Origin of the sequence: Roseburia hominis A2-183, from assembly GCF_000225345.1 — a bacterium.
Lineage (GTDB): Bacteria > Bacillota > Clostridia > Lachnospirales > Lachnospiraceae > Roseburia > Roseburia hominis.
Genome location: NC_015977.1, coordinates 2,721,283 through 2,745,640, shown reverse-complemented (window position 1 = coordinate 2,745,640; position 24,358 = coordinate 2,721,283). Strand labels below are relative to the sequence as shown.

Annotated in this window: 26 protein-coding genes and 2 pseudogenes; 25 read left to right on the top strand and 3 right to left on the bottom strand. The window is 41.6% G+C overall.

Annotated features, from left to right (window positions below):
* The first annotated feature begins 9 nt into the window (after positions 1-9).
* The 3 genes from secA to RHOM_RS12270 all read left to right on the top strand — a co-directional run bounded on the left by secA (position 10) and on the right by RHOM_RS12270 (position 4,912).
* The gene (gene secA, locus RHOM_RS12280; protein ID WP_014080637.1) at positions 10-2,586 is read left to right on the top strand and encodes a preprotein translocase subunit SecA; all 2,577 of its coding nucleotides are present in this window, start codon (positions 10-12) and stop codon (positions 2,584-2,586) included.
* 269 nt (positions 2,587-2,855) lie between these two features.
* The gene (locus RHOM_RS12275; RefSeq protein WP_014080636.1) at positions 2,856-4,064 is read left to right on the top strand and encodes an FprA family A-type flavoprotein; all 1,209 of its coding nucleotides are present in this window, start codon (positions 2,856-2,858) and stop codon (positions 4,062-4,064) included.
* Positions 4,065-4,624: 560 nt separating this feature from the next.
* Positions 4,625-4,912, top strand: coding sequence for a hypothetical protein (locus tag RHOM_RS12270; RefSeq protein ID WP_242823134.1), 288 nt, complete (start codon positions 4,625-4,627; stop codon positions 4,910-4,912).
* 138 nt (positions 4,913-5,050) lie between these two features.
* Here RHOM_RS12270 and RHOM_RS12265 read toward each other — a convergent pair whose 3' ends face one another.
* Both RHOM_RS12265 and RHOM_RS12260 read right to left on the bottom strand, forming a co-directional pair.
* Positions 5,051-6,346 carry a tyrosine-type recombinase/integrase gene (locus RHOM_RS12265; protein ID WP_014080634.1) on the bottom strand — a complete coding sequence of 432 codons (1,296 nt, stop codon included), beginning with the start codon at positions 6,344-6,346 and terminating at the stop codon, positions 5,051-5,053.
* A gap of 86 nt (positions 6,347-6,432) precedes the next feature.
* Positions 6,433-7,062 carry a helix-turn-helix domain-containing protein gene (locus RHOM_RS12260; protein WP_003505395.1) on the bottom strand — a complete coding sequence of 210 codons (630 nt, stop codon included), beginning with the start codon at positions 7,060-7,062 and terminating at the stop codon, positions 6,433-6,435.
* Positions 7,063-7,236: 174 nt separating this feature from the next.
* Between RHOM_RS12260 and RHOM_RS12255 the strand changes: the two genes are divergently transcribed.
* From RHOM_RS12255 to RHOM_RS12185, 15 genes and pseudogenes are all read left to right on the top strand, one after another.
* Entirely contained in the window at positions 7,237-7,467 is a 231-nt protein-coding gene (locus RHOM_RS12255) for a helix-turn-helix domain-containing protein (protein WP_008115699.1), read from the top strand.
* A gap of 263 nt (positions 7,468-7,730) precedes the next feature.
* Positions 7,731-8,045 carry a hypothetical protein gene (locus RHOM_RS12250; protein ID WP_014080633.1) on the top strand — a complete coding sequence of 105 codons (315 nt, stop codon included), beginning with the start codon at positions 7,731-7,733 and terminating at the stop codon, positions 8,043-8,045.
* Positions 8,045-8,350, top strand: coding sequence for a hypothetical protein (locus tag RHOM_RS12245; RefSeq protein ID WP_005345966.1), 306 nt, complete (start codon positions 8,045-8,047; stop codon positions 8,348-8,350). Before RHOM_RS12250 ends, RHOM_RS12245 begins: the two co-directional genes overlap by 1 nt.
* Positions 8,326-10,047 (top strand): MobA/MobL family protein, encoded by a 1,722-nt coding sequence (locus tag RHOM_RS12240; RefSeq protein ID WP_008115703.1) that lies wholly within the window; start codon positions 8,326-8,328, stop codon positions 10,045-10,047. Before RHOM_RS12245 ends, RHOM_RS12240 begins: the two co-directional genes overlap by 25 nt.
* The gene (locus RHOM_RS12235; RefSeq protein ID WP_014080632.1) at positions 10,025-10,735 is read left to right on the top strand and encodes a DUF6040 family protein; all 711 of its coding nucleotides are present in this window, start codon (positions 10,025-10,027) and stop codon (positions 10,733-10,735) included. Before RHOM_RS12240 ends, RHOM_RS12235 begins: the two co-directional genes overlap by 23 nt.
* A gap of 331 nt (positions 10,736-11,066) precedes the next feature.
* Positions 11,067-11,333 carry a hypothetical protein gene (locus RHOM_RS12230; protein ID WP_014080631.1) on the top strand — a complete coding sequence of 89 codons (267 nt, stop codon included), beginning with the start codon at positions 11,067-11,069 and terminating at the stop codon, positions 11,331-11,333.
* On the top strand, positions 11,312-11,857 hold the full coding sequence (locus RHOM_RS12225; RefSeq protein ID WP_014080630.1) for a hypothetical protein: 546 nt from the start codon (positions 11,312-11,314) through the stop codon (positions 11,855-11,857). Before RHOM_RS12230 ends, RHOM_RS12225 begins: the two co-directional genes overlap by 22 nt.
* 134 nt (positions 11,858-11,991) lie before the next feature.
* On the top strand, positions 11,992-12,741 hold the full coding sequence (locus tag RHOM_RS12220; RefSeq protein WP_014080629.1) for a hypothetical protein: 750 nt from the start codon (positions 11,992-11,994) through the stop codon (positions 12,739-12,741).
* Positions 12,742-12,953: 212 nt separating this feature from the next.
* Positions 12,954-13,853 (top strand): hypothetical protein, encoded by a 900-nt coding sequence (locus tag RHOM_RS12215; RefSeq protein ID WP_014080628.1) that lies wholly within the window; start codon positions 12,954-12,956, stop codon positions 13,851-13,853.
* Positions 13,854-13,880: 27 nt separating this feature from the next.
* Complete coding sequence (locus RHOM_RS12210) at positions 13,881-14,828, top strand: hypothetical protein (protein ID WP_014080627.1); 948 nt, start codon at positions 13,881-13,883, stop codon at positions 14,826-14,828.
* Positions 14,829-14,868: 40 nt separating this feature from the next.
* Positions 14,869-15,549: a DUF6033 family protein gene (locus tag RHOM_RS12205; RefSeq protein WP_014080626.1), complete on the top strand. Its 681-nt coding sequence runs from the start codon at positions 14,869-14,871 to the stop codon at positions 15,547-15,549.
* A gap of 277 nt (positions 15,550-15,826) precedes the next feature.
* Positions 15,827-16,120 (top strand): annotated as a pseudogene (locus RHOM_RS12200) (DUF3879 family protein); the annotation flags it as partial.
* Between the two features lie 240 nt (positions 16,121-16,360).
* Positions 16,361-16,921, top strand: a complete 561-nt coding sequence (locus tag RHOM_RS12195; RefSeq protein WP_014080624.1) for an RNA polymerase sigma factor — start codon at positions 16,361-16,363, stop codon at positions 16,919-16,921.
* Positions 16,918-17,550, top strand: a complete 633-nt coding sequence (locus RHOM_RS12190; RefSeq protein ID WP_014080623.1) for a hypothetical protein — start codon at positions 16,918-16,920, stop codon at positions 17,548-17,550. Before RHOM_RS12195 ends, RHOM_RS12190 begins: the two co-directional genes overlap by 4 nt.
* 258 nt (positions 17,551-17,808) lie before the next feature.
* Complete coding sequence (locus RHOM_RS12185) at positions 17,809-18,435, top strand: DUF3879 family protein (RefSeq protein WP_044025027.1); 627 nt, start codon at positions 17,809-17,811, stop codon at positions 18,433-18,435.
* 370 nt (positions 18,436-18,805) lie between these two features.
* Here RHOM_RS12185 and RHOM_RS12180 read toward each other — a convergent pair whose 3' ends face one another.
* Positions 18,806-19,045, bottom strand: coding sequence for a DUF6061 family protein (locus RHOM_RS12180; RefSeq protein WP_007890424.1), 240 nt, complete (start codon positions 19,043-19,045; stop codon positions 18,806-18,808).
* Positions 19,046-19,360: 315 nt separating this feature from the next.
* On the opposite strand from RHOM_RS12180, the gene RHOM_RS12175 reads away from it, so the two are divergent.
* The 7 genes and pseudogenes from RHOM_RS12175 (at position 19,361) to uvrB (ending at position 24,350) form a co-directional block, all read left to right on the top strand.
* Positions 19,361-19,813: a hypothetical protein gene (locus tag RHOM_RS12175; RefSeq protein ID WP_014080621.1), complete on the top strand. Its 453-nt coding sequence runs from the start codon at positions 19,361-19,363 to the stop codon at positions 19,811-19,813.
* Between the two features lie 52 nt (positions 19,814-19,865).
* Positions 19,866-20,447 carry a methyltransferase family protein gene (locus tag RHOM_RS12170; RefSeq protein ID WP_014080620.1) on the top strand — a complete coding sequence of 194 codons (582 nt, stop codon included), beginning with the start codon at positions 19,866-19,868 and terminating at the stop codon, positions 20,445-20,447.
* 47 nt (positions 20,448-20,494) lie between these two features.
* Positions 20,495-20,887: a hypothetical protein gene (locus tag RHOM_RS18015; RefSeq protein ID WP_014080619.1), complete on the top strand. Its 393-nt coding sequence runs from the start codon at positions 20,495-20,497 to the stop codon at positions 20,885-20,887.
* A gap of 47 nt (positions 20,888-20,934) precedes the next feature.
* Complete coding sequence (locus RHOM_RS12160) at positions 20,935-21,453, top strand: hypothetical protein (protein ID WP_014080618.1); 519 nt, start codon at positions 20,935-20,937, stop codon at positions 21,451-21,453.
* Positions 21,454-21,532: 79 nt separating this feature from the next.
* Positions 21,533-21,799 (top strand): annotated as a pseudogene (locus RHOM_RS12155) (VOC family protein); the annotation flags it as partial.
* A gap of 143 nt (positions 21,800-21,942) precedes the next feature.
* Positions 21,943-22,269, top strand: coding sequence for a MazG nucleotide pyrophosphohydrolase domain-containing protein (locus RHOM_RS12150; RefSeq protein ID WP_014080616.1), 327 nt, complete (start codon positions 21,943-21,945; stop codon positions 22,267-22,269).
* A 98-nt stretch (positions 22,270-22,367) separates the two neighbouring features.
* Entirely contained in the window at positions 22,368-24,350 is a 1,983-nt protein-coding gene (gene uvrB / locus RHOM_RS12145) for an excinuclease ABC subunit UvrB (RefSeq protein WP_044025025.1), read from the top strand.
* The last annotated feature ends 8 nt before the right edge of the window (positions 24,351-24,358 follow it).

Here is a 24,358-nt window from a genome sequence, read left to right as displayed (position 1 = left end):
GAGCTTTTTATGAGTGCAATAACGAAGATCTTCGGAACCCACAGCGAGCGTGAGTTAAAGCGGATTTACCCGCTTGTCGACAAGGTGGAATCTTACCGCGAGGCGATGGGAGCACTTTCCGATGAAGAATTAAAGAACAAGACGAAGGAATATAAGGAGAGACTGGAGAACGGCGAGACGCTGGATGATCTTCTTCCGGAGGCATATGCGACGGTGCGCGAGGCGGCGAAGCGTGTGCTCGGCATGGAGCATTACCGCGTGCAGATTATCGGTGGTATCATTCTCCACCAGGGACGTATCGCAGAGATGAAGACCGGTGAAGGTAAGACTCTGGTATCGACACTGCCGGCATACTTAAATGCGCTTGAGGGCAAGGGCGTGTGCATCGTCACAGTCAATGACTATCTGGCAAAGCGTGACTCTGAGTGGATGGGACAGGTCCATGAATTCCTGGGACTGAAAGTCGGCGTGGTTTTGAACGAGATGACGAACGATGAGCGCCGGGATGCCTATAACTGTGACATTACCTACGTGACAAACAATGAGCTTGGTTTTGATTATCTGCGTGACAACATGGTAATCTATAAGGAGCAGCTGGTGCAGCGCGGACTGCATTTTGCCATCATCGACGAGGTCGACTCGGTATTGATCGATGAGGCGCGTACACCGCTCATCATTTCCGGACAGAGCGGCAAATCCACCAGACTGTATGAAGCATGCGATATTCTGGCGTGCCAGATGAAGCGCGGTGAGGACATGCCGGAGTATTCCAAGATGGATGCCATCATGGGCGTGGAGCAGGAGGAGACCGGAGACTTCATCGTAAACGAGAAGGATAAGGTGGTCAGCCTGACACAGGATGGTGTGAAGAAGGTTGAGCAGTTCTTCAAGATAGAGAACCTGGCTGATCCGGAGAATCTGGAGATTCAGCATAACATTATTCTGGCGCTGCGCGCACACAACCTGATGTTCCGCGACCAGGATTACGTGGTGAAGGACGACCAGGTTATGATCGTCGATGAGTTTACCGGACGTATCATGCCGGGACGCCGTTATTCAGACGGACTTCATCAGGCGATTGAGGCGAAGGAGCATGTGAAGGTCAAGAGAGAGAGCAAGACTCTGGCAACGATCACATTCCAGAACTTCTTTAACAAGTTTGAGAAGAAAGCAGGTATGACCGGTACCGCATTGACGGAGGAGAAGGAGTTCCGCGACATCTACGGCATGGACGTCGTCGAGATCCCGACCAACCGCCCGATCGCCCGTATCGATCATCATGATGTTGTATACAAGACAAAGAATGAAAAATACAAGGCGGTTGTGGAGGAAGTGGTAAAATCCCATGAAAAGGGACAGCCGGTACTTGTCGGTACCATCAATATCGATACTTCCGAGCTGATCAGCGGCATGCTGAAGCGCGAGGGAATTCCGCATACGGTATTGAACGCAAAGTTCCATGAAAAAGAGGCTGAGATTGTAGCCGGTGCCGGACAGCATGGAGCGGTGACGATCGCGACCAACATGGCAGGACGTGGTACCGATATTAAGCTGGATGATGAGTCGAAGGCTGCAGGCGGTTTGAAGATCATCGGTACAGAGCGTCATGAATCCAGACGTATTGATAACCAGCTGCGCGGTCGTTCCGGACGTCAGGGAGATCCGGGTGAGTCCCAGTTCTTCATTTCTCTTGAAGACGATCTGATGCGTCTGTTCGGTTCTGAGAAGCTGATGGACATTTTCAATGCACTCGGTGTTCCGGAAGGTGAGCAGATCCAGCATAAGATGCTGACATCTGCGATTGAGAAAGCGCAGAAGAAGATCGAGGGCAACAACTTCGGTATCAGAAAGAATCTTCTTGAGTATGATCAGGTTATGAACGATCAGAGAGAGATTATCTACAAGGAGCGCCGCCGCGTACTGGACGGAGAGAACATGCGCGATGCGATTTTCAAGATGATCACGGATCGTGTGGAAAATTGTGTAGATACCTGTATTTCTTCTGATATTCCGAAGGAAGAGTGGGATCTGAATGAACTGAACCAGCTGATCCTCTCCATGATTCCGATGCAGGCAGTGACGCCGGAGGACGTGGACAGCGTTAAGAATAATAAGGAACTGAAGCATCTGTTAAAGGAGCGTGCAGTGAAGCTGTATGAGGCGAAGGAGACGGAGTTCCCTGAGCCGGAGCAGTTCCGTGAACTTGAACGTGTCGTTCTCCTGAAGGTGATCGACCGCAAGTGGATGGATCACATTGATGATATGGATCAGCTTCGTCAGGGTATCGGACTGCAGTCCTACGGACAGAGAGATCCGCTTGTCGAGTACAAGATGGCAGGATTTGACATGTTCGACGAGATGACGGCGAGCATTCAGGAGGATACGATCCGGCTACTGTATCATGTGAAGATTGAGCAGAAGGTTGAGCGTGAGCAGGTAGCGAAAGTGACCGGAACGAACAAGGATGAGTCTGCGACGAACACGCCGAAGAAGCGTGCTGCGGCAAAGGTATATCCGAACGATCCGTGTCCGTGTGGAAGCGGCAAGAAGTATAAGCAGTGCTGCGGCAGAAACGCAGCGCAGTAGGAGTGCTGCAAACGGCAGACTGCAATGACGGGCGGACGGCAGAACGCTGTTTATCCGGCAGAAAAGTCGACAGAACAGCATAAGGAAGAGAGAGCATTTCAGGTAGATAATTATTGCCGGGAATGCTCTTTTTGCATATTTTCATCTGTATGCAGAAAAATACATACAGAGTGCATTTTTGGGTGGCAATTTCCAGAAATCTGATTTATAATTCATACCAAACAGGTAGAATATGAGACGGCAGACTGCCGGACAGAAGGAGGAACACTATGTACAACGTAAGAAAAGTGACTGAGGATATTGTTTGGGTTGGAGCCAGTGACAGAAGACTGGCGCTGTTTGAAAATATATTTCCAATTCCGCGCGGGGTATCCTACAACTCTTATGTATTATTGGATGAGAAGACGGTACTTTTGGATACAGTCGATGCGTCCGTGGCGGGACAGTTTTTTGAAAATCTGGAGCATGTGCTCGACGGACGGAAACTGGATTATCTGATTGTCAATCACATGGAACCGGATCACTGTGCGATGATCGGGGATCTGGTGCGCCGTTACCCGGAAGTGCAGGTGGTCGGAAACACCAAGACATTTGGAATGATAAAACAGTTCTTCGGAACGGATTTCGCGGAGAGAGCCGTGACGGTAAAAGAGGGAGATACGCTTGCAACCGGTGCGCATACATTGCACTTTGTGATGGCGCCGATGGTACACTGGCCGGAGGTAATGGTAACCTATGATGAGAAGGACAAGGTGCTTTTTGCTGCGGACGGATTCGGAACGTTTGGCGCATTGAACGGCAATATTTTTGCGGATGAAGTCGATTTTGACCGCGACTGGCTGGATGATGCCAGAAGATATTACACGAATATCGTCGGAAAGTATGGTGCATCGGTGCAGGCATTGTTAAAGAAAGCCTCCGGGCTGGAGATCGCAGTGATCTGCCCGCTCCACGGACCCATCTGGCGGGAGAATCTGGGCTATATTCTGGAAAAATATCAGAAGTGGAGCACCTATGAGGCGGAGGATCAGGCGGTTGTGATTCTGTATGCAACGATGTACGGTAACACGGCATCGGCGGCGGATGCGCTTGCAGGAAGACTTGCGGCAAAGGGCGTGAAGAAGATTGCCGTTTATGATGTCTCGAACACCCATGTGTCGGAGCTCATCAGTGAGATCTTCCGCGCAAGCCATGTGGTGTTTGCAGCGCCGACTTACAACGGAGGCATCTATCCGGTGATGGAGAACCTGCTCGCCGACATGAAGGCACTTGCGGTTCAGAACAAGACCGTAGCACTGATGGAGAACGGCACCTGGGCACCGACGACGGCAAAGCAGATGAGAGAAAAACTGGCGGAACTGAAAAATGTGACGATTCTGGATACGCAGATCACCATAAAATCGGCGATGGCACCGGAGCAGGAAGGACAGCTTGAGGCACTTGCGGATGCGATCGTAGCGAGCATGGATAAGCAGTAATTGTGTTACTGACTTTATCATTGCGTTTTGTGGGAAGCAAAGACTTTCTCATATAAATAACGGATAACAAAAGAAGAAATAGCGCGATCGTTTCAGGATCGCTGGTTGGGAAAAGGCACCTGTTTGCGTGTACAAAGTAATATGTACGAAGTGGATGGGTGTCTTTTTCTGCTTTATAAGAAAATGCATTCTGTGGAGAGAACTCTTTTTATAACAAAAGCGAACATTTGTTTGCAATTGAAAAAAGATGTGATATAATGTGCATATGCAATGAGCAGTGCCAGACGTGACGGCTGCGATATATGTCTGCTTGCAGGCTATATATCGCAGATGTTGCGGATGATAGGGCGAATGCCCGTCAGTCCGGAAAATCTATGATTTTTCGGACGAGCACTGCGGGTATGAACAGAGACGGTTGCGCATGCTTGCATGCGGCAGACGGATATGCGCCATGTGAACGCGCCTCGCCCGGACTTTTGCCGGAGCGTAATATGAACGTGATATTTTTGAGGGGCTTATCACTGGGATAGAGGAACTTTGAAATGTGGACAATACAACGAATGGACGAAATGGATGATGGAGATGAGGAACGCTTGCCGGGCGAGCCGATGATGACAGCGGTTACGTTGGAAAGTGATCTGGGAGAAATACTTCAATTTCAAATGCCTCACAACTGGTTGCTTATGCAGGGATTACAAGAAGGAGAAGAGTGGCCTGAGGACATCGAGGAGGAGGATTCAGAAGCGTTAAAAGCGCGGGAACAGGCAGCGTGGATGGAAAATTATTATCATGCGTTGCAGGAACTTGAGGGGGAAGAAGAGCAATGTAAGCATGGGGCAGAGGGATAAATCGGAATTTGTGGAGAGATTTCTTGAACTTTCCTTATTTTACGGGCTTTCCAGCCCCTTAAATAGTGAAATGATATGTATTTTCCCTTATTTTTGACCTTATGCGGAATCAGCAAGGGAAATAAGGGAATTTTTTATTTAGTCGTTGCCTGCCACTTTATCAAGAAGTCTGGCGGAGTTCCGCTTTGCCTTTCTTGTAGAGTGGGCGTAGACATTCATTGTGGTACTGACATCAGAGTGCCCTAACAGTTCCTGCACATCTTTTGGGGCAGCTCCGTTTGAGAGGAGGTTGCTTGTGTAGGTGTGTCGCAACTGGTGGAAATGGAAATTCTCAAATCCGTCCAGCCTTTTTGCAACTGATCGGCAGGCAATGCTGAGTGTGCTTGGCAGTTCCAGACATCCGTCCGGTCTCAGGCAGACAAAGGAGATTTCCTTGTAATCTACCGGGATTTCTTCGGTTCCGTCCAGATGATAATATTCATAATACACTCTGTTTTTGTCCTGTGCTTCCTTGTAGAAATTGCGGTGGTAAAGTTCACCATACTGCATCCGGCTTTTAAGCTGTTTTTTTCTGGCGGTTTTCAGTATTTCAGTCAGAGTATCGCCAAAATCAACAATCCTTACTTTCTTTCGCTTGGTCGGTCCGATGATGTTTTTATGTTTTGTGCCATCATAGCGGATACTTCTTTTAATGGTCAGGCATTGTTCTTCAAGATTGATGTCCTGCCATGTCAATCCGCAAACTTCACCGATACGAAGTCCCGCATAGTATGCGATCTGGATTGGCAGGATTGCAGGTGGATTCTTTACTTTGAGGTATTCTATCAGTCTCTCATAATCTTCATGGGAAATAGGCTGTATGCCTTCTTCTACCTCATCATCTGAGAATAAATCCACATCCTCTGCCTGTTTTTTCAGCTTAATATACTGCATAGGATTAAAAGTAATCAACTGTTTTGGAAATACTGCAAACCGGAAAGCCTGTTGTAATACTGCTGAAAAGGAATGGATGTAATCTTTACTGTATCCTTTTCTCACTTTTCCATCTGGAAATTCCCCACCGAATGTAAGCAGATCGAGAAATGCCTGTAAATGTTCAGCAGTAACGGTTTTTAATTTGCGTTCTGCAATCGGATGTTTCTTGATACAACGGATTGCACCAAGATAATTTTCCACTGTACCATTGCTGAGTGTTCCGACTTTCAGTTCTTCTTCCGCCCACATATCAAGAAGTTCTCCTACAGTAAGATTATCTGTCTTTGCGACAAATTTCTTGCTTTCGTAATCATCCATTGCCTGACGGAGCAGTTTTTCCGTTTCACTTTTACTTTCTGTTCCAGCGTATTCTTTCTGAACCAGATTGCCGCTTGCATCTTCTACATAGAAGCGGTAGTACCATTTCTTTCCTTTTTTTCTTACAGATCCTTTTGCCATAATCGTGTGTCTCCTTTCGATATCAGACAATCGGAACTGATGAAATGCTTCTTGCGTGTAAGTATATCATAACTCCGGTTGTCGTTCTATACCGAATCGGAATCCTCATACAAAACTTCTGATAAAAGATTTTCAAGCCTTTGTTCTGCCATTTCCGGTTTCTTGGAATAAAGCCTTACGATATCTGCCATGTCGTTAAAGGCATTAACAGTGTGGGTGATCTCCCGGAGAAACATAATCTCGTTATATTCATCATTCGATTCAAACCCCATTACTTTTGCAATATCAGCTTCATTCGTGTTGCCCTTGTAATTCTTGCAGGCAAACTGGAATGATTCCAGAAACAGGTTATATTGCTTTAACATCAACAGCAGTAAATCTTTGGAAAAAGCATCTTCCTTTTTACTAAGGTCGAGAGGTAACTGTTTGAGAATATCGCCCATTGCATCACGAATCTGTAATTCTTTCTTATCCGTAATATCGGTTTCGTATTCATCGGTTTCCCCTCTGAGCCATTCAATAGATACATGAAGTGCTTCCGAAAGACCTTCCAGCACCATCTTTTTGGTATTGTCAATCGAACCATTCTCATAACGCAGGATTGTGGAAGCGGTAACTCCCATCTTCTCTGCAACATAAGGCTGTGTCAGATTTAATTCCAGACGACGCTGTTTTGCCCTGCTGCCTATCAGCTTGCGTAGTTCTTTATCTTTCATGCTGATTGCCTCCTTTTTCGGTATGTATGAATTATAGCATGTACCTCACATAATTGCAATATGCAATATAATAATTATTTTTAAAATTTCATAACGCTTGACAACACAATATAAAACCGCTATACTAACAGCACAACAAAAATTGCATAATGCAATTCATAAGGAGGTGACAAGATGACGGAAAGAAAGATTGCATTATCCATCGAGGAAGCAGCCGACTATACAGGAATTGGCAGAAACACTTTGAGAAAGCTGGTTGAATGGAAGAAACTTCCGGTATTAAAAGTCGGAAGAAAAGTCCTTATTAAAACTGACATTCTGGAAAAGTTCATGGAAGCCAACGAGGGGCGAGATCTGAGGGATAAAGGAAATGTAAAAACTGTCACAAGAAATGTGGCAACTTAAAAAGGCGGCTTCCTACGAAACCGCCAAAGGTTCTATCAGACCGAAGCCATGATATACCTACACGCAAGAGGATTATACCATGTGCTTCTCCTGATATGCAACCGGGAACTAATGTTTATCTTGTCGGAAAAACATCGACAAGATAATGCTCCGCAAGGATGCACCACGATTCTGATTGGAATTATGTCAACAGAGCTGACCAGAATCGTGTGCCAAATCTTAGCAGAGCAAGATTTGATTATAAGAGAAAGGATGAAGACGATATGGCGAAATCAACAAAGACTTATGAAGAAAGAATACGTGCATTAGAGAAAAAGGAACAGGAAAGCATCGAAGCTACCAAAAAGCTCATTGCACAGCGAAAGGAACTGGAAAAGAGAAAGAAAGCCGAGGAAAGTAAAAAACGAACCCACAGGCTCTGTCAGATTGGCGGTGCGGTGGAATCGGTTCTTGGCTGTCCGATTGAGGAGGAAGATTTACCAAAGTTGATAGGCTTCTTAAAAAGGCAGGAAACAAACGGAAAGTTTTTCTCAAAGGCGATGCAGAAAGAGCCACTTACAGATATGGAGGAAGTGTAATGGCGGAGGGAGTGGTTTTTCCATTCCCTTCATTGCCTTTGAATGAAGGGCGCACTTATGGACAACCAGAGGTCGTCCTTATAAGTTTGCCACAAGTGGCAACCGGTCTGCGCTTACGCTTGCCGGGCTCGTTCCGTCGGCGGGGCTTTCAGCCAGACCTGCTCATGCCGCAGGGGGCACTCTTGCGCAGAGGGCGTTCCGACAGCTTCACTTCTGCCAAACCAGAAGAAGATGCTGTCGGAAATCAATGCCGGATACGGCAGAAAGGGGGAATCGTATCATGGCGATATTTCACTTTACAGTAAAGATTGTCGGGCGCAGTAAAGGAAAATCTGTCATATCCGCATCGGCATATCTTAATGGAGATGTGATGAAGAATGAGGAAACAGGCAGAATCAGTTACTATACTTCCAAAAAGGAAGTCGTCTACACCAGTCTGATGATGTGCGAAAATGCACCTCCTGAATGGCTGCATGTACCGGAAGAAAATATAAAAAGGTTTCAACAGTCTATCCGTTATAAAAGAGCGGATGATAAAGATGCCGCACTGGAAAAGTTTAAAATCACATTTCAGAAACAGCGTCTATGGAATGAGGTATTGAAGATAGAAAAAAATGCAGATGCACAGCTTGGACGCTCATTTGAATTTTCCCTGCCGAAAGAATGGAGCAGACAGGAACAGATTGATTATACAACCGAATATATTCAAAAGACTTTCGTGGACGAGGGAATGTGTGCCGACTGGAGCATACACGATAAGGGCGACGGGAACCCACATGTGCATTTACTTGTAACCATGCGACCATTCAATCCAGACCACTCATGGGGCAGCAAGGAAGTCAAGGACTGGGATTTTGTCAGAGATACTGACGGAAATATCGTGGTTGATGAATCCCACCCGGACTGGTGGCAGGATAAGAAAAATCCAGACCGTCATGGAATCCGTATTCCGGTACTTGATGAAAACGGAGTACAGAAAGTCGGGGCAAGAAACAGAAAACAATGGAAAAGGGTTCTGACTGACGCTACCGGCTGGAACAATCCAAAGAATTGTGAGTTATGGCGAAGCGAATGGGCAAAGATGTGTAACCGGCATTTATCCATAGACAATCTGATTGACCACCGCTCTTATGAAAGACAGGGCAAATTGAAAGTCCCTACGATTCATGAGGGTGCAGATGCAAGGAAGATTGAGGAAAAATATCTCACCGGGCAGATAAGGAAAGGTTCATGGAAGGTCGAGGAAAACCAGATGATAAAAAAACAAAATGCACTGCTGCAAAAGGTAATTGCAACCTTTGGTAAGGTATCCGGTGCATTGTCGATGTGGAGGGAGTGGTTGAATGACATTAGAAGAAAGCAAAGAAGTAATTCCCATGATGGAAGCAATGATTACACAGATAGAGGAACAGCAGAATATCATGGCAGAGATGCTTCAGGAGATACAGGAAAAGGACGAGAAGCTGATGTGCTTTCAGGAGCAGGAAGAACGATTGCAGCAATTAGAGAAAGAATTGTCAGAGCTGCTACAAATCTTACCGGATACAGAAGAACTGTTGATGCTTCTGGAAGAAAAGACAGACCAGATACAGAAACTCACAGACGAAAATCAGCAATGGCAGGAATTGGCACAGAAATTAAACAGCGAGAACCGGCTATTGCAGAAACAGAACAGCGAATTACTGAACTTGAACAGCAATTAGAGAAAGGAAGGTTGATTGATGAACGAATTAAGAAACTCAAAGAGCGACGATCAACTGGAAGAGTTGCTTCTGCTGACAGAGCAGATGCAGGAAGAACTCGACCAGAAAGACCGGACTATCAGGGAACTGAAAGTGCAGCTCGACGAATCGCTGACCTTGAACGAGAAGTTAAACAGCGAGAACAAAACAGAGAACATTCAAGCCTTAAAGAACGACTTGAGGAAAACAAAAGAATTGTTGCAGAGCGAGAAAGAGAAAACACACACCGTCCAAGCCATGATAGAGGAATGTCGAGATAAGCAGAGACAGGCAGAACAGGAACGGGATTATGCACTCTCCCATCAGAAAAAAGTAGAGATACCGGTTGAAAAGCCGGTACTCTATCAAAAGTGCGGGAATTGTAAACAGACAGCTTATCTGAAAGCTAAGGAAAAGTATGATATGCAGAGGGAAAAACTGGCAGGCAGATATAAAACAAAAACAGCCATGTATGAAGCATTGATGTTTCTGCTGATATGGTATTCCGTATCAACTACTCTTTTTCAGATGATACGGTCAAAAATATTTATTTCTGATTGCGTGGTATTCTTTGATACAATCGCAACTTTCACACAGACCATTGCTGGCTGGGTTGTACTGGCAGGAAAGAACGTGGCACAGATTAGTGATGGAATATCCAATCCTGTCGTTGCTGGAATTATAAACTGGCTGATAAGAATATTGATTTGCGGTGGATGTCTGGTGGGTGTGGGAATACTTTTGGCATTCATCGAAATAAAGATTGCAGGGCTATATAAGAAATACTGTTGGGATATGATTACCATAATGGTGATACTTGTAAGTATGGCAATAGCTATCTACTTTGGGGATTGGATAAAGGAAGTATTGCCAATCAATCTGCTATTTCTCTTATTATTCGTGCAACTGGTATATGTTGGAATCAGGTGGTATGTAAAGGGATGGCGGGAAAACAGAGGTTATGTTTAAAAATAAAAAAATTGTCTGAGACGCAGCGAAGTAAATAAAATGAGTAGTATTATAAGAAGTCAGCAGTGCGTGAATAAACTGCTGGCTTCTTTTTTGATAGATACAGTCACTCTCAGAGAGTGTGCAGGATAGTAAAGTAATAATATCAACATGCCGATATAGAAAATGCAGGGAAGCATTGTATTTCAAAGAGTTTGAGATACAGAGCTTCTACTAAGGCAGTGGTCATCTTGTAAAAATATGGTCTTTGTGTGCGTAATATGGTCGTTTGATGATATGGGACTAGGAGAACAGGTTATTTTATCCGATAAAGAAAGCAAAGGAGGTTACTATGAGTAATACAATTAATGTGAACTATATGACACGGGCTTACAATCAGTACCAGCAGAAAAATGCGGCTAAAGATCAGGAGAAGGAAGATACAAGGTTTGCGGATAGTGTAAGAGAAAAGAGCGAAGCTAGTGGAAGTATAGTGGGCAATTCAAAAATAGGTTCTGTGTCTGCTAAAGATATGACGATGGTGGAATACAAGCAGTACATTTACAATTCAGATAAAATGATTGGAGGAACAGAAGTATGCACATTGGTTCTGGTCTAAATACGGTATCTTCAATGTACCGCCAACAAAAAGGCAATAATATGAAAACGCCTGCATCTGGGGAAAAGACATTTTATACGGCAGAAACACCGAAGGTATATCAGATATTCACAACAGATAATATGTTGTGGACAGGAGGTAATGGCACCGGTCTTTCTTATTGTCTTAAATATGCGGATGATTCAACGGATGAAAATCCGGTGGTGTTAGCGAAAGGTGTGGATGAAAATGGAAAAGAGTTTGAACAAAGAATATATATCAATGACGTTAATCCATCAAGTGCTACAGTAGTCGAAATGCGTGCATTGGAGGCACATTACAAAGTGGAGAAGCAGGGAGGTTTCACATCTTTGCCGCTTGAAGCTGGTAATATGGGACTTAACGACAGAAGAGATTTTATCTCAATGTTCAAAAAAAGCATAGAAGATTTAAACAAATTGGGAAGGTTTGACTTATCGTTGCTTTGGACGAAAAGTATGGATACATATCTTAATTTGCCAAATGCAAATAGTAAGTATAAATAGTGCTTAGTCATTTGAACATAGGGAAAAAAGAGAACTTGGATTACATATCATATTGAGGCTGAGAGAAATTAAATATCCAAGTCGTTCAATATAATAGAAATTATTTTAAGTTTCAATAACAGGGAGGTAGGATTATGGCAATTACGGGTATCAATAACAGCAGTTACACATCGTATTATGCTTCAAATTATAAGAATACTGTAAAAAAAACAGATAGTGAAAAGGATAGTACAAATACAAAAGACGGCAACGTGACAACAAGTACAGTTGAATTAAAAACATCACGTCCCGGTGTGACAAAAACAGAGCAGATTAAGACGGGGTATAGCAATGTAAATGATTATTCAAAATACTTGCAAGGAAAATACCATTATATGAATACGGGAACGACTTCAATGCAAGGGGTTCCGACAACAGTATCCGTTTCAAGTGCATTTTTACAGAAGTGTATGAATGATCCAGAAAAAGCAAAGTATCTGGAGGAAAACTTAGCAGCCATTCCAGATTGTGCAAAAAGTGCGGTGAATGGATGTTTGGGCACTTTGACAAATCTGAGTTATATGATTGATGCAAACGGAAATATTTCGGTGGCAATATCTGGTACAAATGATCCAGATGGGAAAATAGCGAAAGAGAATGCTGAACGAAAAGCAAAAGAGAACAGAGAAAAAGAGGAAAAAGTAAAAGAGAAAAGAGCTGCTAAAAAAGCAGAGGAAGAAAAAGCTGCAAAGCAACGTGCAGAAAAATCGGCAGAAAGAAAAGAAACGGGTGATTATACCTTATCCATAACTGGTAATGATGTAAAAAGTATGACACAGAGCCTTGTAGCAGAATCTGTGAGTATTTCTGCACCTGATAGATCAAGTTTTGATATTAAGGCATAAGAGGATTCGATAAAAGGAAAATATCAAATTGGTGCATTGGATGGCATCACCAGAGAGTAGAGTGGCAGAAAGTCAGTAGATATAAATCGTTTTATTGGTTCATTGAGCAATGACAGTGATGTAGATTACCTGAAAATAGATGCAGGTTCTTTGACATCGAGCAAGATAGATAAAGAAGTATAGAAAGTGTGGACTAACTTAAGGAGGTTGCTATGAAAGTTCAAGGAAATAGGTATATTAATAATCCAGAGATGATAAAAAATAAGGTTGAGAAGAAAACAACTGTTCCTCAGAATATTATTTCGGAGGATGATGTGAAAATCAGTGATTCAGCAAGAAAGTTAGTTGAGACTGCTCGTAATAAGGTATCGGATTTTCATACAATGCATTTTTCGTCAATCAATGGAGAGATAAAAGAAATACCAGCAGAATATAAATGTGAAAATTTATTCAAATTAGATTTGAAAGCAACTTCCATTTCTGGAGAACAAAATGCGTTTGAAGGCTGTTCGGAAAATCAATCAGAGGTTTTTGAAAAATGGCTGGACGAAAATGCTTCTGAATATTTGACAGAAGATGAAATGAAAGATTTAAAAGAGAAGATTAATGCAATGACAGCAGATGTAGATTCTTTGAATGCTCAGGAGGGATATAGAGGAACTTCCTATGAATCTGTATTTTTGTTAAGTGCAAGTGAAGCGGGGCTAAGAAAAGTAAATGAAATGTATGTTCCAGATCAATTACAAGCAGGTTTTTCAGACATGATTGACGAATATGTTCATTTTAATGATTCGGCACGTAATTCTATCATGGAGAAAATGACACCAGATTACATGGTTGTTGGAATTGGAAGCAAAACAGAATCTTATAAGTACAAGTCAGAAATAATCTCAGATGAGACAGCTTTTTATACAAATGAGAAGAAAGAGATAAGTGGTATCTGCAATCAGTTTTTAAATGGTAAAACAGATCAAAAATTATTTTGTAATGAGATGAAAGACCGTTTAAATGATTACTATGGAAGCAGGTATGAATTAAGGAATCAGCCAGAAGCTGTTGAAGGCAGAGTAAATAATATGCTGGACAAATTGCAGCATATGTTTGGCGTTTAATGTTGAAAAAGGGTTTGGAGAATAATTATGAAGACAGTGACAGATGTAAACACAGTAAACCAGCTATTGACATATTCAAAGCAGGCAGGGGCAGGAATACACCAAAAAGCAATACAGATGTTGCTTGGAGCAGGAAATAATAAAAAACAGGACAGTTTAAGTATTTCTGATGCTGCACGAGGCTTTTCAAAGCAATCCATAGCTGCACTGATAGATAAAAATGCGAATATTTCTAACAGTGAATTAGCTTATTATTTTGCAAACTATAATAATTCAAGTGCTATTTTGGATGCAATCAATTTTGGGGAGAATGTTTCCTGTGGATATAATTCTGATTTTAAGGAGTACGGGGTTATTTCCTTTGACCTTAATGGGAGCAGACAGGTAGTACCTAATTATGCAGTACCGAAAATGAATACAAGCACCATGTCAGGCATTTGTGCTGCGAATAATTCTCTGGTACTAAGTAATAAAAGTTATTATGCATGGACAACATCAAGTGGCAGTAAATATACATGGACGGTCAATAATGGAAGGATAGGCTGGGCAGCCTCGGAATCGTTGCTTGCAGAGAATACAAATCAAAAAGGAACAAATTATAAGTGGGAAATGTGTAAGGCAGGCAATATCCTGTCTGATCTGGCACAGGGAAAGAGTGTGTGGGGGTATCTCTACAGCAATGAGGAGGTATTGTCCGTCTGTGAGAAAGTCGGGATTTCTCCGGGATTCTTTTCTATAGATGCGGGAGCAGGAAAACACACTTATTTATTGCAGGAATCAGGAAAGACCATAAATGTTGACGCAAAGATAAAACAGTTAAATGATATAAACTGGATAGAAATCGGATATAAAGAAGGAGATACGTTTTTCGTTTATGGTAAAGAGTATGCTATTGACAGCAGTGGGCATATCAATGTTTCGGCAGAAGATGAATTTACATCAACGGAAATTAAATATCCAAGTCGTTCAATATAATAGAAATTATTTTAAGTTTCAATAACAGGGAGGTAGGATTATGGCAATTACAGGTATCAATAACAGCAGTTACACATCGTATTATGCATCAGGTTACAAGAACACGGTTAAAAAGGCAGCTTGTGATATTCAAAAAACAAAGGAAAATTCACAGGTGAGCAAAACAGAAGAGAGTCAGGAAGATTATGTAAAAAAATTGCAGGAAAAAAATCCTCAAATAGATATTGTGGCAGGAAGTTCGGATAAAAATGTAAAAACAGCTAATCGTACAGGAAAAACAGATGTGAGGATTGCTCCTGAGATTTTAAATAGGATGATGAGTAATCCAGAGGTTGCCACAAAATATGAAAATATGTTGTCAAAAATTCCAGCATTAGATAGATGGGCTGACTCAATGATTAAATCAATGACTGGTAGTGAAGTTAAGTATCGTCAGGTATGGATAGATAAGGATGGTAATATGGGCTCCATGGTTATTACAGGACCAAGCGAAGAACAAAAAAAGGCTGATGAAGATAGAAAAATCGAGAAAAAGAAAGAAAATGAACAAAAACTTGCAGAACGGAGAGCTGAAAGAAAAGAGAAGATGAAGAAAATTCAGGAAGATAGACGCACAATATTTGCAATTGGTACGGATATGAAAAGCATTACAGAGAATGTTGTAGCACAGGCAGTAGGTACAGCTCCATCTATCGGAGGAAGTTGTGATGTTAAGGCATAAAAGGATTCGGTAAAAGGGAAATATCAAATTGGTGCATTGGTTGGAACTGCGATTTTGGCTAAAAGATTGTGAATTGCCAATATAATCAATAGTTTCTTCTATGAAAAGATAAGATGACAGGGTGGAAGGCTATGGAGAGCTGACCGCCCTGTTTTTATCCAGAAAAATGCAGAAATAATCAAGAGAAAATCAAAATCTTTCTGCTATTCTGTTTCATGGGTTTTATATGTACGAAGATAGGCTTCTACAAGTGCAAGAATGGTGGTTATCTGATCGCTTGTACATTCTGAAGGATAAACCAACAGTCTTTGGTAATCCAGATTATCAAATGAATAGCAGTTCTGTACAGAAACAATTAAAAGCAGCAGGGATCGACACAAACAGTAAAAAGTATAAAGCAGTACTGAGTGAGATGATGAAAAATGGAAACGGTGCAATGTTTACAAATGTTCAGGCAATTAAGAACCTGATGAGCCAGTATGACAAAAATGGAGACTGGATTGATCCGAATACCGGATTAACAGGACTTGCTGTAACGGATGAGAACAGAAACAGTTATAAACATATCATTTGAGGCGGTTTTTAATGCGAAAGCCTAATGAAAGAATGGAGGTATTATAAAATGTCTAGTGTGAACAATTATATGAATGGCATCTATGACAATAACATATCCTGTAGGAGTTGCATGTTCTGCGATTATGTATTTTATAATAAAGCAAAATGGTAATTTTTTGAAAAAAGTTTCGGATTAGATGTAGTGTTTGCCGCTGAAACCGTAGTATATGAGTGAAGCCGGAAAGGAGGCGGTGTGATGATAGACGATGAAAAAATCATAGAAATGTTTTTTGAGCGTTCGGAACAGGGCATACGGGAACTGGACATAAAATATGGAAAAGCCTGTCACAATCTTTCCTACCATATAGTAGGGAGCAGACAGGACGCGGAGGAATGTGTAAACGACGCTTATTTAGGTGCATGGAACGCCATTCCCCCAGCACGACCTAACCCATTGTTGTCGTATCTTTTGAAAATCGTTCGGAATATTTCGCTCAAAATCTATTGGAGAAAGGAAGCAGCCAAACGAAGCAGTCATTACACGATTGCTTTGGAGGAAATTGAAGCCTGTATTGCAGACCAGAAAAACATTGAAGAAGAAATCGAGGTCAGAGAGTTAGCCTGTATCATTGAGTCTTTTTTAGACACGCTGACTATCGAAAACCGCGTTATCTTTATGCGCCGCTATTGGTTTTCCGACAGCTACAAGGACATAGCCGAGTTTGTAGGGCTTTCAGAAAAAAATATTTCTGTCCGGCTGACCCGTATCCGCGAGAAAATGAAGCAATACTTGATTGAAAGAGAGGTATTCGTATGAACGCAAAGAAATTTTCTGACGCTATGAGCGAGCTTGATACAAAATATGTTGATGAAGCACTCAACTACAAAACGAAAATGAAAAAGCCTATATGGATAAAGTGGGGAATTATGGCAGCCTGTCTTTGCCTTATAATTTGCGTAGTTACAATTCCGCGTTTACTTAATGGCTCTAATCCCCCTATTTCTGGAGATTTGGCTCCTATGGTTTATGTAAATAACAAGTTGTATCAATATACGGATAGTCAACTCGATTTTACAGATAAAGAAAGCCAGTTCACTTATTTAGGGGAAATCGAAAGCAAAGTTAGCTCATCGCAAGAGCCAAAAGAGAATTTCCAAGCCAATGACGATATTGTAGGTGCTAAAGTATATCAATATGAAAATAATATTGTGGTTTTAATTGATGGTAAATATTTCTTATATAGTCATATGGAAGATGCTGAAAATGAAACGGTTGAATTTGAAGGACAGTTATTTAACAAATCGGACTTATCCGAAGAAACCCTTGAATGGCTTGAGTGGTATAATTCGATACCGCCAGAAAAACAACTTGCTGTCAATTCAATTCCAGCCGAGCTATATACTGATGACGGTGCTGGAACGGTTGACGCAGACCAAGAAAAATAATTTTGATTGACACCCACAAGGGACAGCCGAGATTGAGGATGGAAAGAAGAAAATCCGCCAGTTTGAGAACTTGGAAAAGAGGTTGCGTCAAAAGTTATCCAAAGAGGAACGAAGAACACGCAACAACCACCTGTATAATCAAGAGGGCACTTAACAGTGAAACTTATTTCTTGGAGATTTATGACGATATATACTATATAGCATTGAGTTAATTCTAAACGGATTTTGAATTTATTTACAAGGAGGTTTTATATGTCAATGAATATCAGCGGATTAGGCAATACCTATAATGGTATTAACACAAATAGTAAACAATATAAGGCTTTGAAAGAAAAAGGCCGGTTATCTGGTATTATGCAAAATGAAGCCATGATGTCAGCAGAAGAAAGATTGATATATGAAACATTCGGTGGAAGAGATACCATTATTAAGAATCTGATGAAGCAATTTGATTCGGATGGCGATTTACTGAATGCAAATGGAGTGGCGGGAATGGATGTTACCGGAAAAGGTACATCATGGCAGCAGCTCACGAGTGTATCCGAGGAATATCGTCAAAAGATGTTTGATAATGTGAAGAGGGAATTTATTAAGGAAAACGGTATTTCAAATGGTGATACAACTAAGCGTTCAGATATTTTTAAGGATTATCAGTTAAGCGTAAGTAAAGACAAACGTTTAAGTGGTACATGGACTTTAGAGCAATACGAAGGACAGTATAGAGCTGCTATGTATGCAGCAGTGAAATCAGCTAATCCAAATTGGAAACCGGGACAAAAGTTTGATACAAGCATTCTTGATAATGTCAAAAGAGAATCAGTGGAATCTACTCTTGTCAAAAATGGTAATAGGTTAGTTCGCAATTCTATTGATGTATCAGTATAGAATACAACATCTTTGGTGCTAGAGATACGGTCAAATAAGCTGCTCCATCATGGGAAAAGTATAAAATTAGGAGCTTTAGATAATATCACAAGGGAAAAGTTTTCAAAAACTTCTGGTAACTCTTTGAAATACATATCATATCAATAGATACGATAATATAAATTATGTTTGTATTTGTTGATAACAGGTTTATATCGGAAAAATTGTAAATTTATTTTCTATGTGAATTTTCATTTTTGTAGGGCTGGCATTAGACCAGCCCTTGATTTCATTATAATAGATAAAAAGATATTGAATATATATGCACGGTAAAAAGACGATTCTCAATAAATGAGATTGGGAAAAAGTAACCTTAGTGCTGTTGAAAAAATCACCATAGTTCTAATGAATCTTCTGCATCTACCCATATCTGCATTGTTCCATCAAGATATAATTTTGCATATTCAAGCGGTTTATCAATGGCAAGTGCGTTCAATGCACAGTCTGATCCGGGTGTGGTTTTTAAATCCTTTTCGGCTTCCCAACAGTCAATGCGGAGCATATAACCAGCAGAAGTATAAATATCAATGCTGTTTCTGTGTGGATTGTATTCTGCAAATATTGTTCTCATCGTATAGAATCTCCTTATCATTCAATCAGTCATTTGTTACAAAAATCAGAAGCATTTCAATCAGTTCACCATGTCACTTTTATTTTGTGTTATACTGTTTTATAGATTTTTCTTGCCCTTGTATTTGCCCTTATCAGAGTTCGTAAACACTGACGGGACGATATAACACAAGGGAAACAATAAGGGAAAGCTCACCTGCGATAAATCCAGTGTTTTCAAGGGCTTGCAGAGAATTTAATAACAAAATATAACAGTTATTAAATTCCCTAAAACAGGTGAAATCTCAATCGGAATTTGACGAAGGAGGTTGATTGTATGAAAAAGTTGATAGCATTAGTTTTAGCAGTGGTTTGTGTGCTTGGCTTGGTTGGGTGCAACAACAAGACAGTCAATATTGATTTACCTTTTGAGGTAGGTGATGTTGAAAATATAGAAATGTATCACTTTGTTGGAGCACCTGTGTCAGCAGAAAAGAAGGTCATTGTTGCCGAAGAAACCATAAAGAACTTGTATGATATGTTTGAGGGGCTATCCCTGGAACTCAAAGAAGTAGAGGAAACCGCTGGAGCAGAGATAACCAGTTTCAGATTTAACCTTTCTGATGGAACAAGTTATGAACTGATTTATGGCTGCGATGGAGTAAAGACAGGCAATCTGAAATCTTCCACAGATAATTTTGAATACTTTACAAGTGCAGATATTAGCTCTTATTGGAGCAACACTGACTTAGAGGCAGTTCCCGTTGAAGAAAGCGAGTTGCCAAACTAAGCAGAACAATTCCTGTTTTTGAAATTGAGAAATCGGAATTTGGAGGTACACGATGATAATAAAAATTGTTACAATTTCACTGATGGCAGTGTTCTACATCTGCTATTTTGCAAAGCTGATTAGTCAGAAAAAGCAAGGCATAAAGACAGGCCAATTAGGAAAAGGAAAAGAGGGATTTGTCAAATTTATAGAAGTAGCTCTTAAAATAATCACATATTTGCTTCCTGTAATACAGATTATCAGTATTGTCTTTTATTCAGAAACAGCACATATTGTGTTGCAATTTACAGGAGTTGTAATAACAATGTTCGGTGTACTTGCTTTTATTGTTTCTGTTACACAGATGAAGGAGAATTGGAGAGCAGGTGTGCAAAAAGAAGAAAAGACCAATTTGGTAACAACGGGCATCTATTCTATTAGCAGAAATCCTGCATTTTTGGGTTTTGATTTAATGTATATAGGAATATTGTTTTCGTTCTTTAATTGGTTCCTTTGCTTTGCCACAGGTTTTGCAGTGGTATTTTTTCATTTACAGATAGTCAATGTAGAGGAAGATTTTTTGATAGAAGCATTTGGAAATGAGTACCTGCAATACAAATCAAAAGTATGCCGATATTTAGGAAGAAAAAGATAACTTCTAGTTTTTGAAATCGAGAAATCGATATTTGTGGAGGTCGAAGTATGGGATTATTTGATAAATTAAAACCGAATAAAAACAACAAAGATTTCTTTGAATGGTTAGATTTGATCTTAAAGAATGAATTGAATAGTGAAATAAAAGCGATTAACTTTAATTTATATGAAGATACAGATAATAAATGGTCTATTGAATTAGTCGGCACATTTTCATTCGATAGGGATAATGACGATTGGGCTTGTGATGAAGTATTTGCTACAAGAGATAATCCTTTTATGATAGAGCGTGAAAGTGATTGGAAATCAATGGAAACATTTTTTATTGGTTTATTGAATGAATACCTTTCTTTTGGGAAATATGCTGGAAGTTTAAAAAAATATCAAGCAATAGGTATTGGATTTGTTGATGGAGATTTACATATTTTATATGAAAGATAATGTCTGCTTGTTAGCAATAAAAATCGGTATTTTGGAGATGCGTTTAAATGATTTCTAGAGCAGAATATATTCAACAACCATATTCAGGGGAATATATTGAAAAAATTTATGATATAAAAAGTCCATGGAATTCAACTGATTGGACATGGATAAAATTTACCGAAGAAGACGATATTTGGTGTGGTGAATTTAGAGGTAAATATAGAGGGGTATCTTGTTCTACAACATTAGGAATTATTGTTGTTTTGACTTCTGATTATATGTATGTGCTAGATATTTATGGTGGTGAAATTATGGAATATTATTCACAACCAGAATATGTAGATATAACAGTCACACCATTTGGAAAAATTTTAGTTACAGACGGCTATGGCATTGAGATGTTTGCAAATACTAAGATTAGCGATATGGAAAACATAGTTCTTCCCATTAATGCTGATAATTTGAAATTTGTTGAATGGAGAGAGAATATTTTAAAAATCAGTTGTTTTGAATTTTTGACATGGGGAAAAGAAATAGAACTATATTTGAATTTTGAAACTATGGAATGGTTGATAAACAAATAGCGCATGAAATTCAAGTTTGCAGAATCGGAAAAATCATGATTGTTAGGGGCTGTTGGAACGAGAGATAGACTGAAAAATCAGGCCATATTTTCTTGCTTTTGAGGGCGGTTCGAGACTTGAGATAATGAATAAGCCGGATATGGAGGATATGAAGAAAACACTTAACCGAACAGGTCTAATCCATATTGCTTTCAGCGTCGGCAGTAAAGAAAAAGTGGATGAATTGACAATGAAACTGGAAGAAGCAGGATATCCGGTCGTCAGTGGTCCACGCACAACAGGCGATGGCTATTATGAAAGCTGTGTTGTTGCAATAGAGGAAAATCAGATTGAAATAACGGTATAACTTTCCACTTGCAGAATTTCATTGATTGAGAAGTATGATTTTGTTGTCAAGGATGTTAAAATGGATGGCAAGGTTCAGCTTATTAAGCTGCAAAAAAGTGAAAATTTTTGATTTGCAGAACTATTTCAGGGGAGGAATGTGGTATGGAAGATTTTAGTATAAACGAAATGCAGAAAATGCAGAGAAGCTTGCAGGATAAGTACAAGGACAGATGGGAACCGATCTGTCCGGAAACAGGACAGAACAAGATGCTTTGGATGGTTGGCGAAATAGGTGAAGTGATTGATATTGTCAAAAAGCATGGTGCAGTGAATGCCCTGACACAGGAAGAATTGAGAAAAGATCTGGTTGAGGAAATGGCTGATGTTCTTATGTACTACAATGATGTCATGCTCTGTTACGGAATTACGGCAGATGAATTGAAGCAGGCATATACCGGGAAGTTTGAGAAGAACATGAAGCGTTGGTAATTTCCGATTTGCAGCATCAAAGATTTTCCGGACATGTACTGCACAGCCGGGAAAGGGCGCTTTCTATTTTTTATGAGAACATAAAAGGAGATTTGCAAGTGGATCATTTTAAATTACATTCCAAATACAAGCCGACTGGAGACCAGCCGCAGGCGATTGAAGAACTGGTGCGCGGATTCCGCGAGGGCAACCAGTTTGAGACGCTGCTCGGCGTGACGGGTTCGGGCAAGACATTTACGATGGCGAATGTCATCGAACAGCTGAACCGGCCGACACTGATTATTTCTCACAATAAAACACTGGCGGCGCAGCTCTACGGGGAGATGAAGGAATTTTTCCCGGAGAATGCAGTCGAGTATTTTGTGTCATACTATGATTATTATCAGCCGGAGGCGTATGTGCCGCAGACGGATACCTATATCGCAAAAGACTCGGCAATCAATGAGGAGATAGATAAACTGCGCCTGTCTGCCACGGCTGCGCTTGTGGAGCGGAGAGATGTGATCGTTGTGGCATCGGTTTCCTGTATCTATGGTCTGGGCAGCCCGGAGGATTACCTTGGCATGATGGTATCGCTGCGCCCGGGCATGGAGAAGGACAGGGACGAGGTCATCCGTGCGCTGATCGATATTCAGTACACGCGAAATGAGATGGATTTTCATCGCGGCACGTTCCGGGTCCGCGGGGATGTGCTTGAGATATTCCCGGCAAACTATGGCGATACGGCGATCCGCGTGGAGTTTTTCGGGGATGAGATTGACCGTATAACGGAGATTGATGTGCTGACCGGCGAGATTAAGTGCCGGCTCGAGCATTTTGCGGTATTTCCGGCTTCCCACTACGTTGTGCCGCAGGAAAAGATTTTAAGAGCGTGCGATAACATCGAGGCGGAGCTGGAAGAGCGCGTGAAGTATTTCAAGGGAGAGGACAAGCTGCTGGAGGCACAGAGAATCGCGGAGCGCACGAATTTTGACATTGAGATGTTAAAAGAGACGGGATTCTGCAGCGGTATAGAGAACTACTCCAGGCATCTGGCGGGGCTTCCGGCGGGGGCGACGCCGCACACACTGATGGATTACTTTAAGGATGATTATCTGATTATCGTGGATGAGTCCCATATCACAATTCCGCAGATCCGCGGAATGTATGCGGGGGATCAGTCACGAAAGAGCACGCTGGTGGATTACGGGTTCCGGCTGCCGTCTGCGAAGGATAACCGCCCGCTGAATTTTGAGGAATTTGAGGGCAAGATCGACCAGATGCTGTTCGTTTCGGCGACGCCGAACGTATACGAGGATGAGCATGAACTTTTGCGCGCGGAGCAGATTATCCGGCCGACGGGACTGCTCGATCCGGAGGTTGTGGTGCGCCCGGTAGAGGGGCAGATTGATGATCTGGTGGGTGAGGTCAACAAGGAGATCAAGAACCACCACAAGGTGCTGATTACGACCCTGACGAAAAAAATGGCGGAGGATCTGACCGATTACATGCGGGAACTGGGGATCCGCGTCAAATATCTCCATTCCGATATTGATACGTTAGAGCGCGCGGAGATTATCCGCGATCTGCGTCTGGATGTGTTCGATGTGCTGGTGGGCATCAACCTTCTGCGTGAGGGATTGGACATACCGGAGATTACCCTGGTGGCAATCCTGGATGCGGACAAGGAAGGCTTCCTGCGTTCTGAGACGTCGCTGATCCAGACCATCGGCAGGGCGGCGCGCAACAGCGAGGGACATGTGATCATGTATGCGGATACCATTACGGATTCCATGCGTGTTGCGATCGAGGAGACGGAACGGCGCCGCAAGATCCAGCAGGAGTACAACGAGGCACACGGCATTACACCGACGACGATTCAGAAGTCGGTGCGGGAACTGATCTCTGTTTCCAAGAAGATCGCAAAGGAAGAAATGAATTTCAAGAAGTCTCCGGAGTCGATGAACAAGGCGGAACTGACGAAGCTGATTGCCGATATCCAGAAAAAGATGGAAAAAGCGGCGGCGGATCTCAATTTCGAGGCGGCGGCGGAATACCGCGACAAGATGATCGAACTCAAAGGGATGCTGCGTGACCTGTAGAAAGGATA

What these genes read in the sequence shown, in the direction of transcription:
- secA (WP_014080637.1), top strand. Translation starts at nt 10, where the DNA reads ATGAGTGCAATAACGAAGATCTTCGGAACCCACAGCGAGCGTGAGTTA.
- RHOM_RS12275 (WP_014080636.1), top strand. Translation starts at nt 2,856, where the DNA reads ATGTACAACGTAAGAAAAGTGACTGAGGATATTGTTTGGGTTGGAGCC.
- RHOM_RS12270 (WP_242823134.1), top strand. Translation starts at nt 4,625, where the DNA reads ATGGACGAAATGGATGATGGAGATGAGGAACGCTTGCCGGGCGAGCCG.
- RHOM_RS12265 (WP_014080634.1), bottom strand. Translation starts at nt 6,346, where the DNA reads ATGGCAAAAGGATCTGTAAGAAAAAAAGGAAAGAAATGGTACTACCGC.
- RHOM_RS12260 (WP_003505395.1), bottom strand. Translation starts at nt 7,062, where the DNA reads ATGAAAGATAAAGAACTACGCAAGCTGATAGGCAGCAGGGCAAAACAG.
- RHOM_RS12255 (WP_008115699.1), top strand. Translation starts at nt 7,237, where the DNA reads ATGACGGAAAGAAAGATTGCATTATCCATCGAGGAAGCAGCCGACTAT.
- RHOM_RS12250 (WP_014080633.1), top strand. Translation starts at nt 7,731, where the DNA reads ATGGCGAAATCAACAAAGACTTATGAAGAAAGAATACGTGCATTAGAG.
- RHOM_RS12245 (WP_005345966.1), top strand. Translation starts at nt 8,045, where the DNA reads ATGGCGGAGGGAGTGGTTTTTCCATTCCCTTCATTGCCTTTGAATGAA.
- RHOM_RS12240 (WP_008115703.1), top strand. Translation starts at nt 8,326, where the DNA reads ATGGCGATATTTCACTTTACAGTAAAGATTGTCGGGCGCAGTAAAGGA.
- RHOM_RS12235 (WP_014080632.1), top strand. Translation starts at nt 10,025, where the DNA reads ATGATAGAGGAATGTCGAGATAAGCAGAGACAGGCAGAACAGGAACGG.
- RHOM_RS12230 (WP_014080631.1), top strand. Translation starts at nt 11,067, where the DNA reads ATGAGTAATACAATTAATGTGAACTATATGACACGGGCTTACAATCAG.
- RHOM_RS12225 (WP_014080630.1), top strand. Translation starts at nt 11,312, where the DNA reads ATGCACATTGGTTCTGGTCTAAATACGGTATCTTCAATGTACCGCCAA.
- RHOM_RS12220 (WP_014080629.1), top strand. Translation starts at nt 11,992, where the DNA reads ATGGCAATTACGGGTATCAATAACAGCAGTTACACATCGTATTATGCT.
- RHOM_RS12215 (WP_014080628.1), top strand. Translation starts at nt 12,954, where the DNA reads ATGAAAGTTCAAGGAAATAGGTATATTAATAATCCAGAGATGATAAAA.
- RHOM_RS12210 (WP_014080627.1), top strand. Translation starts at nt 13,881, where the DNA reads ATGAAGACAGTGACAGATGTAAACACAGTAAACCAGCTATTGACATAT.
- RHOM_RS12205 (WP_014080626.1), top strand. Translation starts at nt 14,869, where the DNA reads ATGGCAATTACAGGTATCAATAACAGCAGTTACACATCGTATTATGCA.
- RHOM_RS12195 (WP_014080624.1), top strand. Translation starts at nt 16,361, where the DNA reads ATGATAGACGATGAAAAAATCATAGAAATGTTTTTTGAGCGTTCGGAA.
- RHOM_RS12190 (WP_014080623.1), top strand. Translation starts at nt 16,918, where the DNA reads ATGAACGCAAAGAAATTTTCTGACGCTATGAGCGAGCTTGATACAAAA.
- RHOM_RS12185 (WP_044025027.1), top strand. Translation starts at nt 17,809, where the DNA reads ATGAATATCAGCGGATTAGGCAATACCTATAATGGTATTAACACAAAT.
- RHOM_RS12180 (WP_007890424.1), bottom strand. Translation starts at nt 19,045, where the DNA reads ATGAGAACAATATTTGCAGAATACAATCCACACAGAAACAGCATTGAT.
- RHOM_RS12175 (WP_014080621.1), top strand. Translation starts at nt 19,361, where the DNA reads ATGAAAAAGTTGATAGCATTAGTTTTAGCAGTGGTTTGTGTGCTTGGC.
- RHOM_RS12170 (WP_014080620.1), top strand. Translation starts at nt 19,866, where the DNA reads ATGATAATAAAAATTGTTACAATTTCACTGATGGCAGTGTTCTACATC.
- RHOM_RS18015 (WP_014080619.1), top strand. Translation starts at nt 20,495, where the DNA reads ATGGGATTATTTGATAAATTAAAACCGAATAAAAACAACAAAGATTTC.
- RHOM_RS12160 (WP_014080618.1), top strand. Translation starts at nt 20,935, where the DNA reads ATGATTTCTAGAGCAGAATATATTCAACAACCATATTCAGGGGAATAT.
- RHOM_RS12150 (WP_014080616.1), top strand. Translation starts at nt 21,943, where the DNA reads ATGGAAGATTTTAGTATAAACGAAATGCAGAAAATGCAGAGAAGCTTG.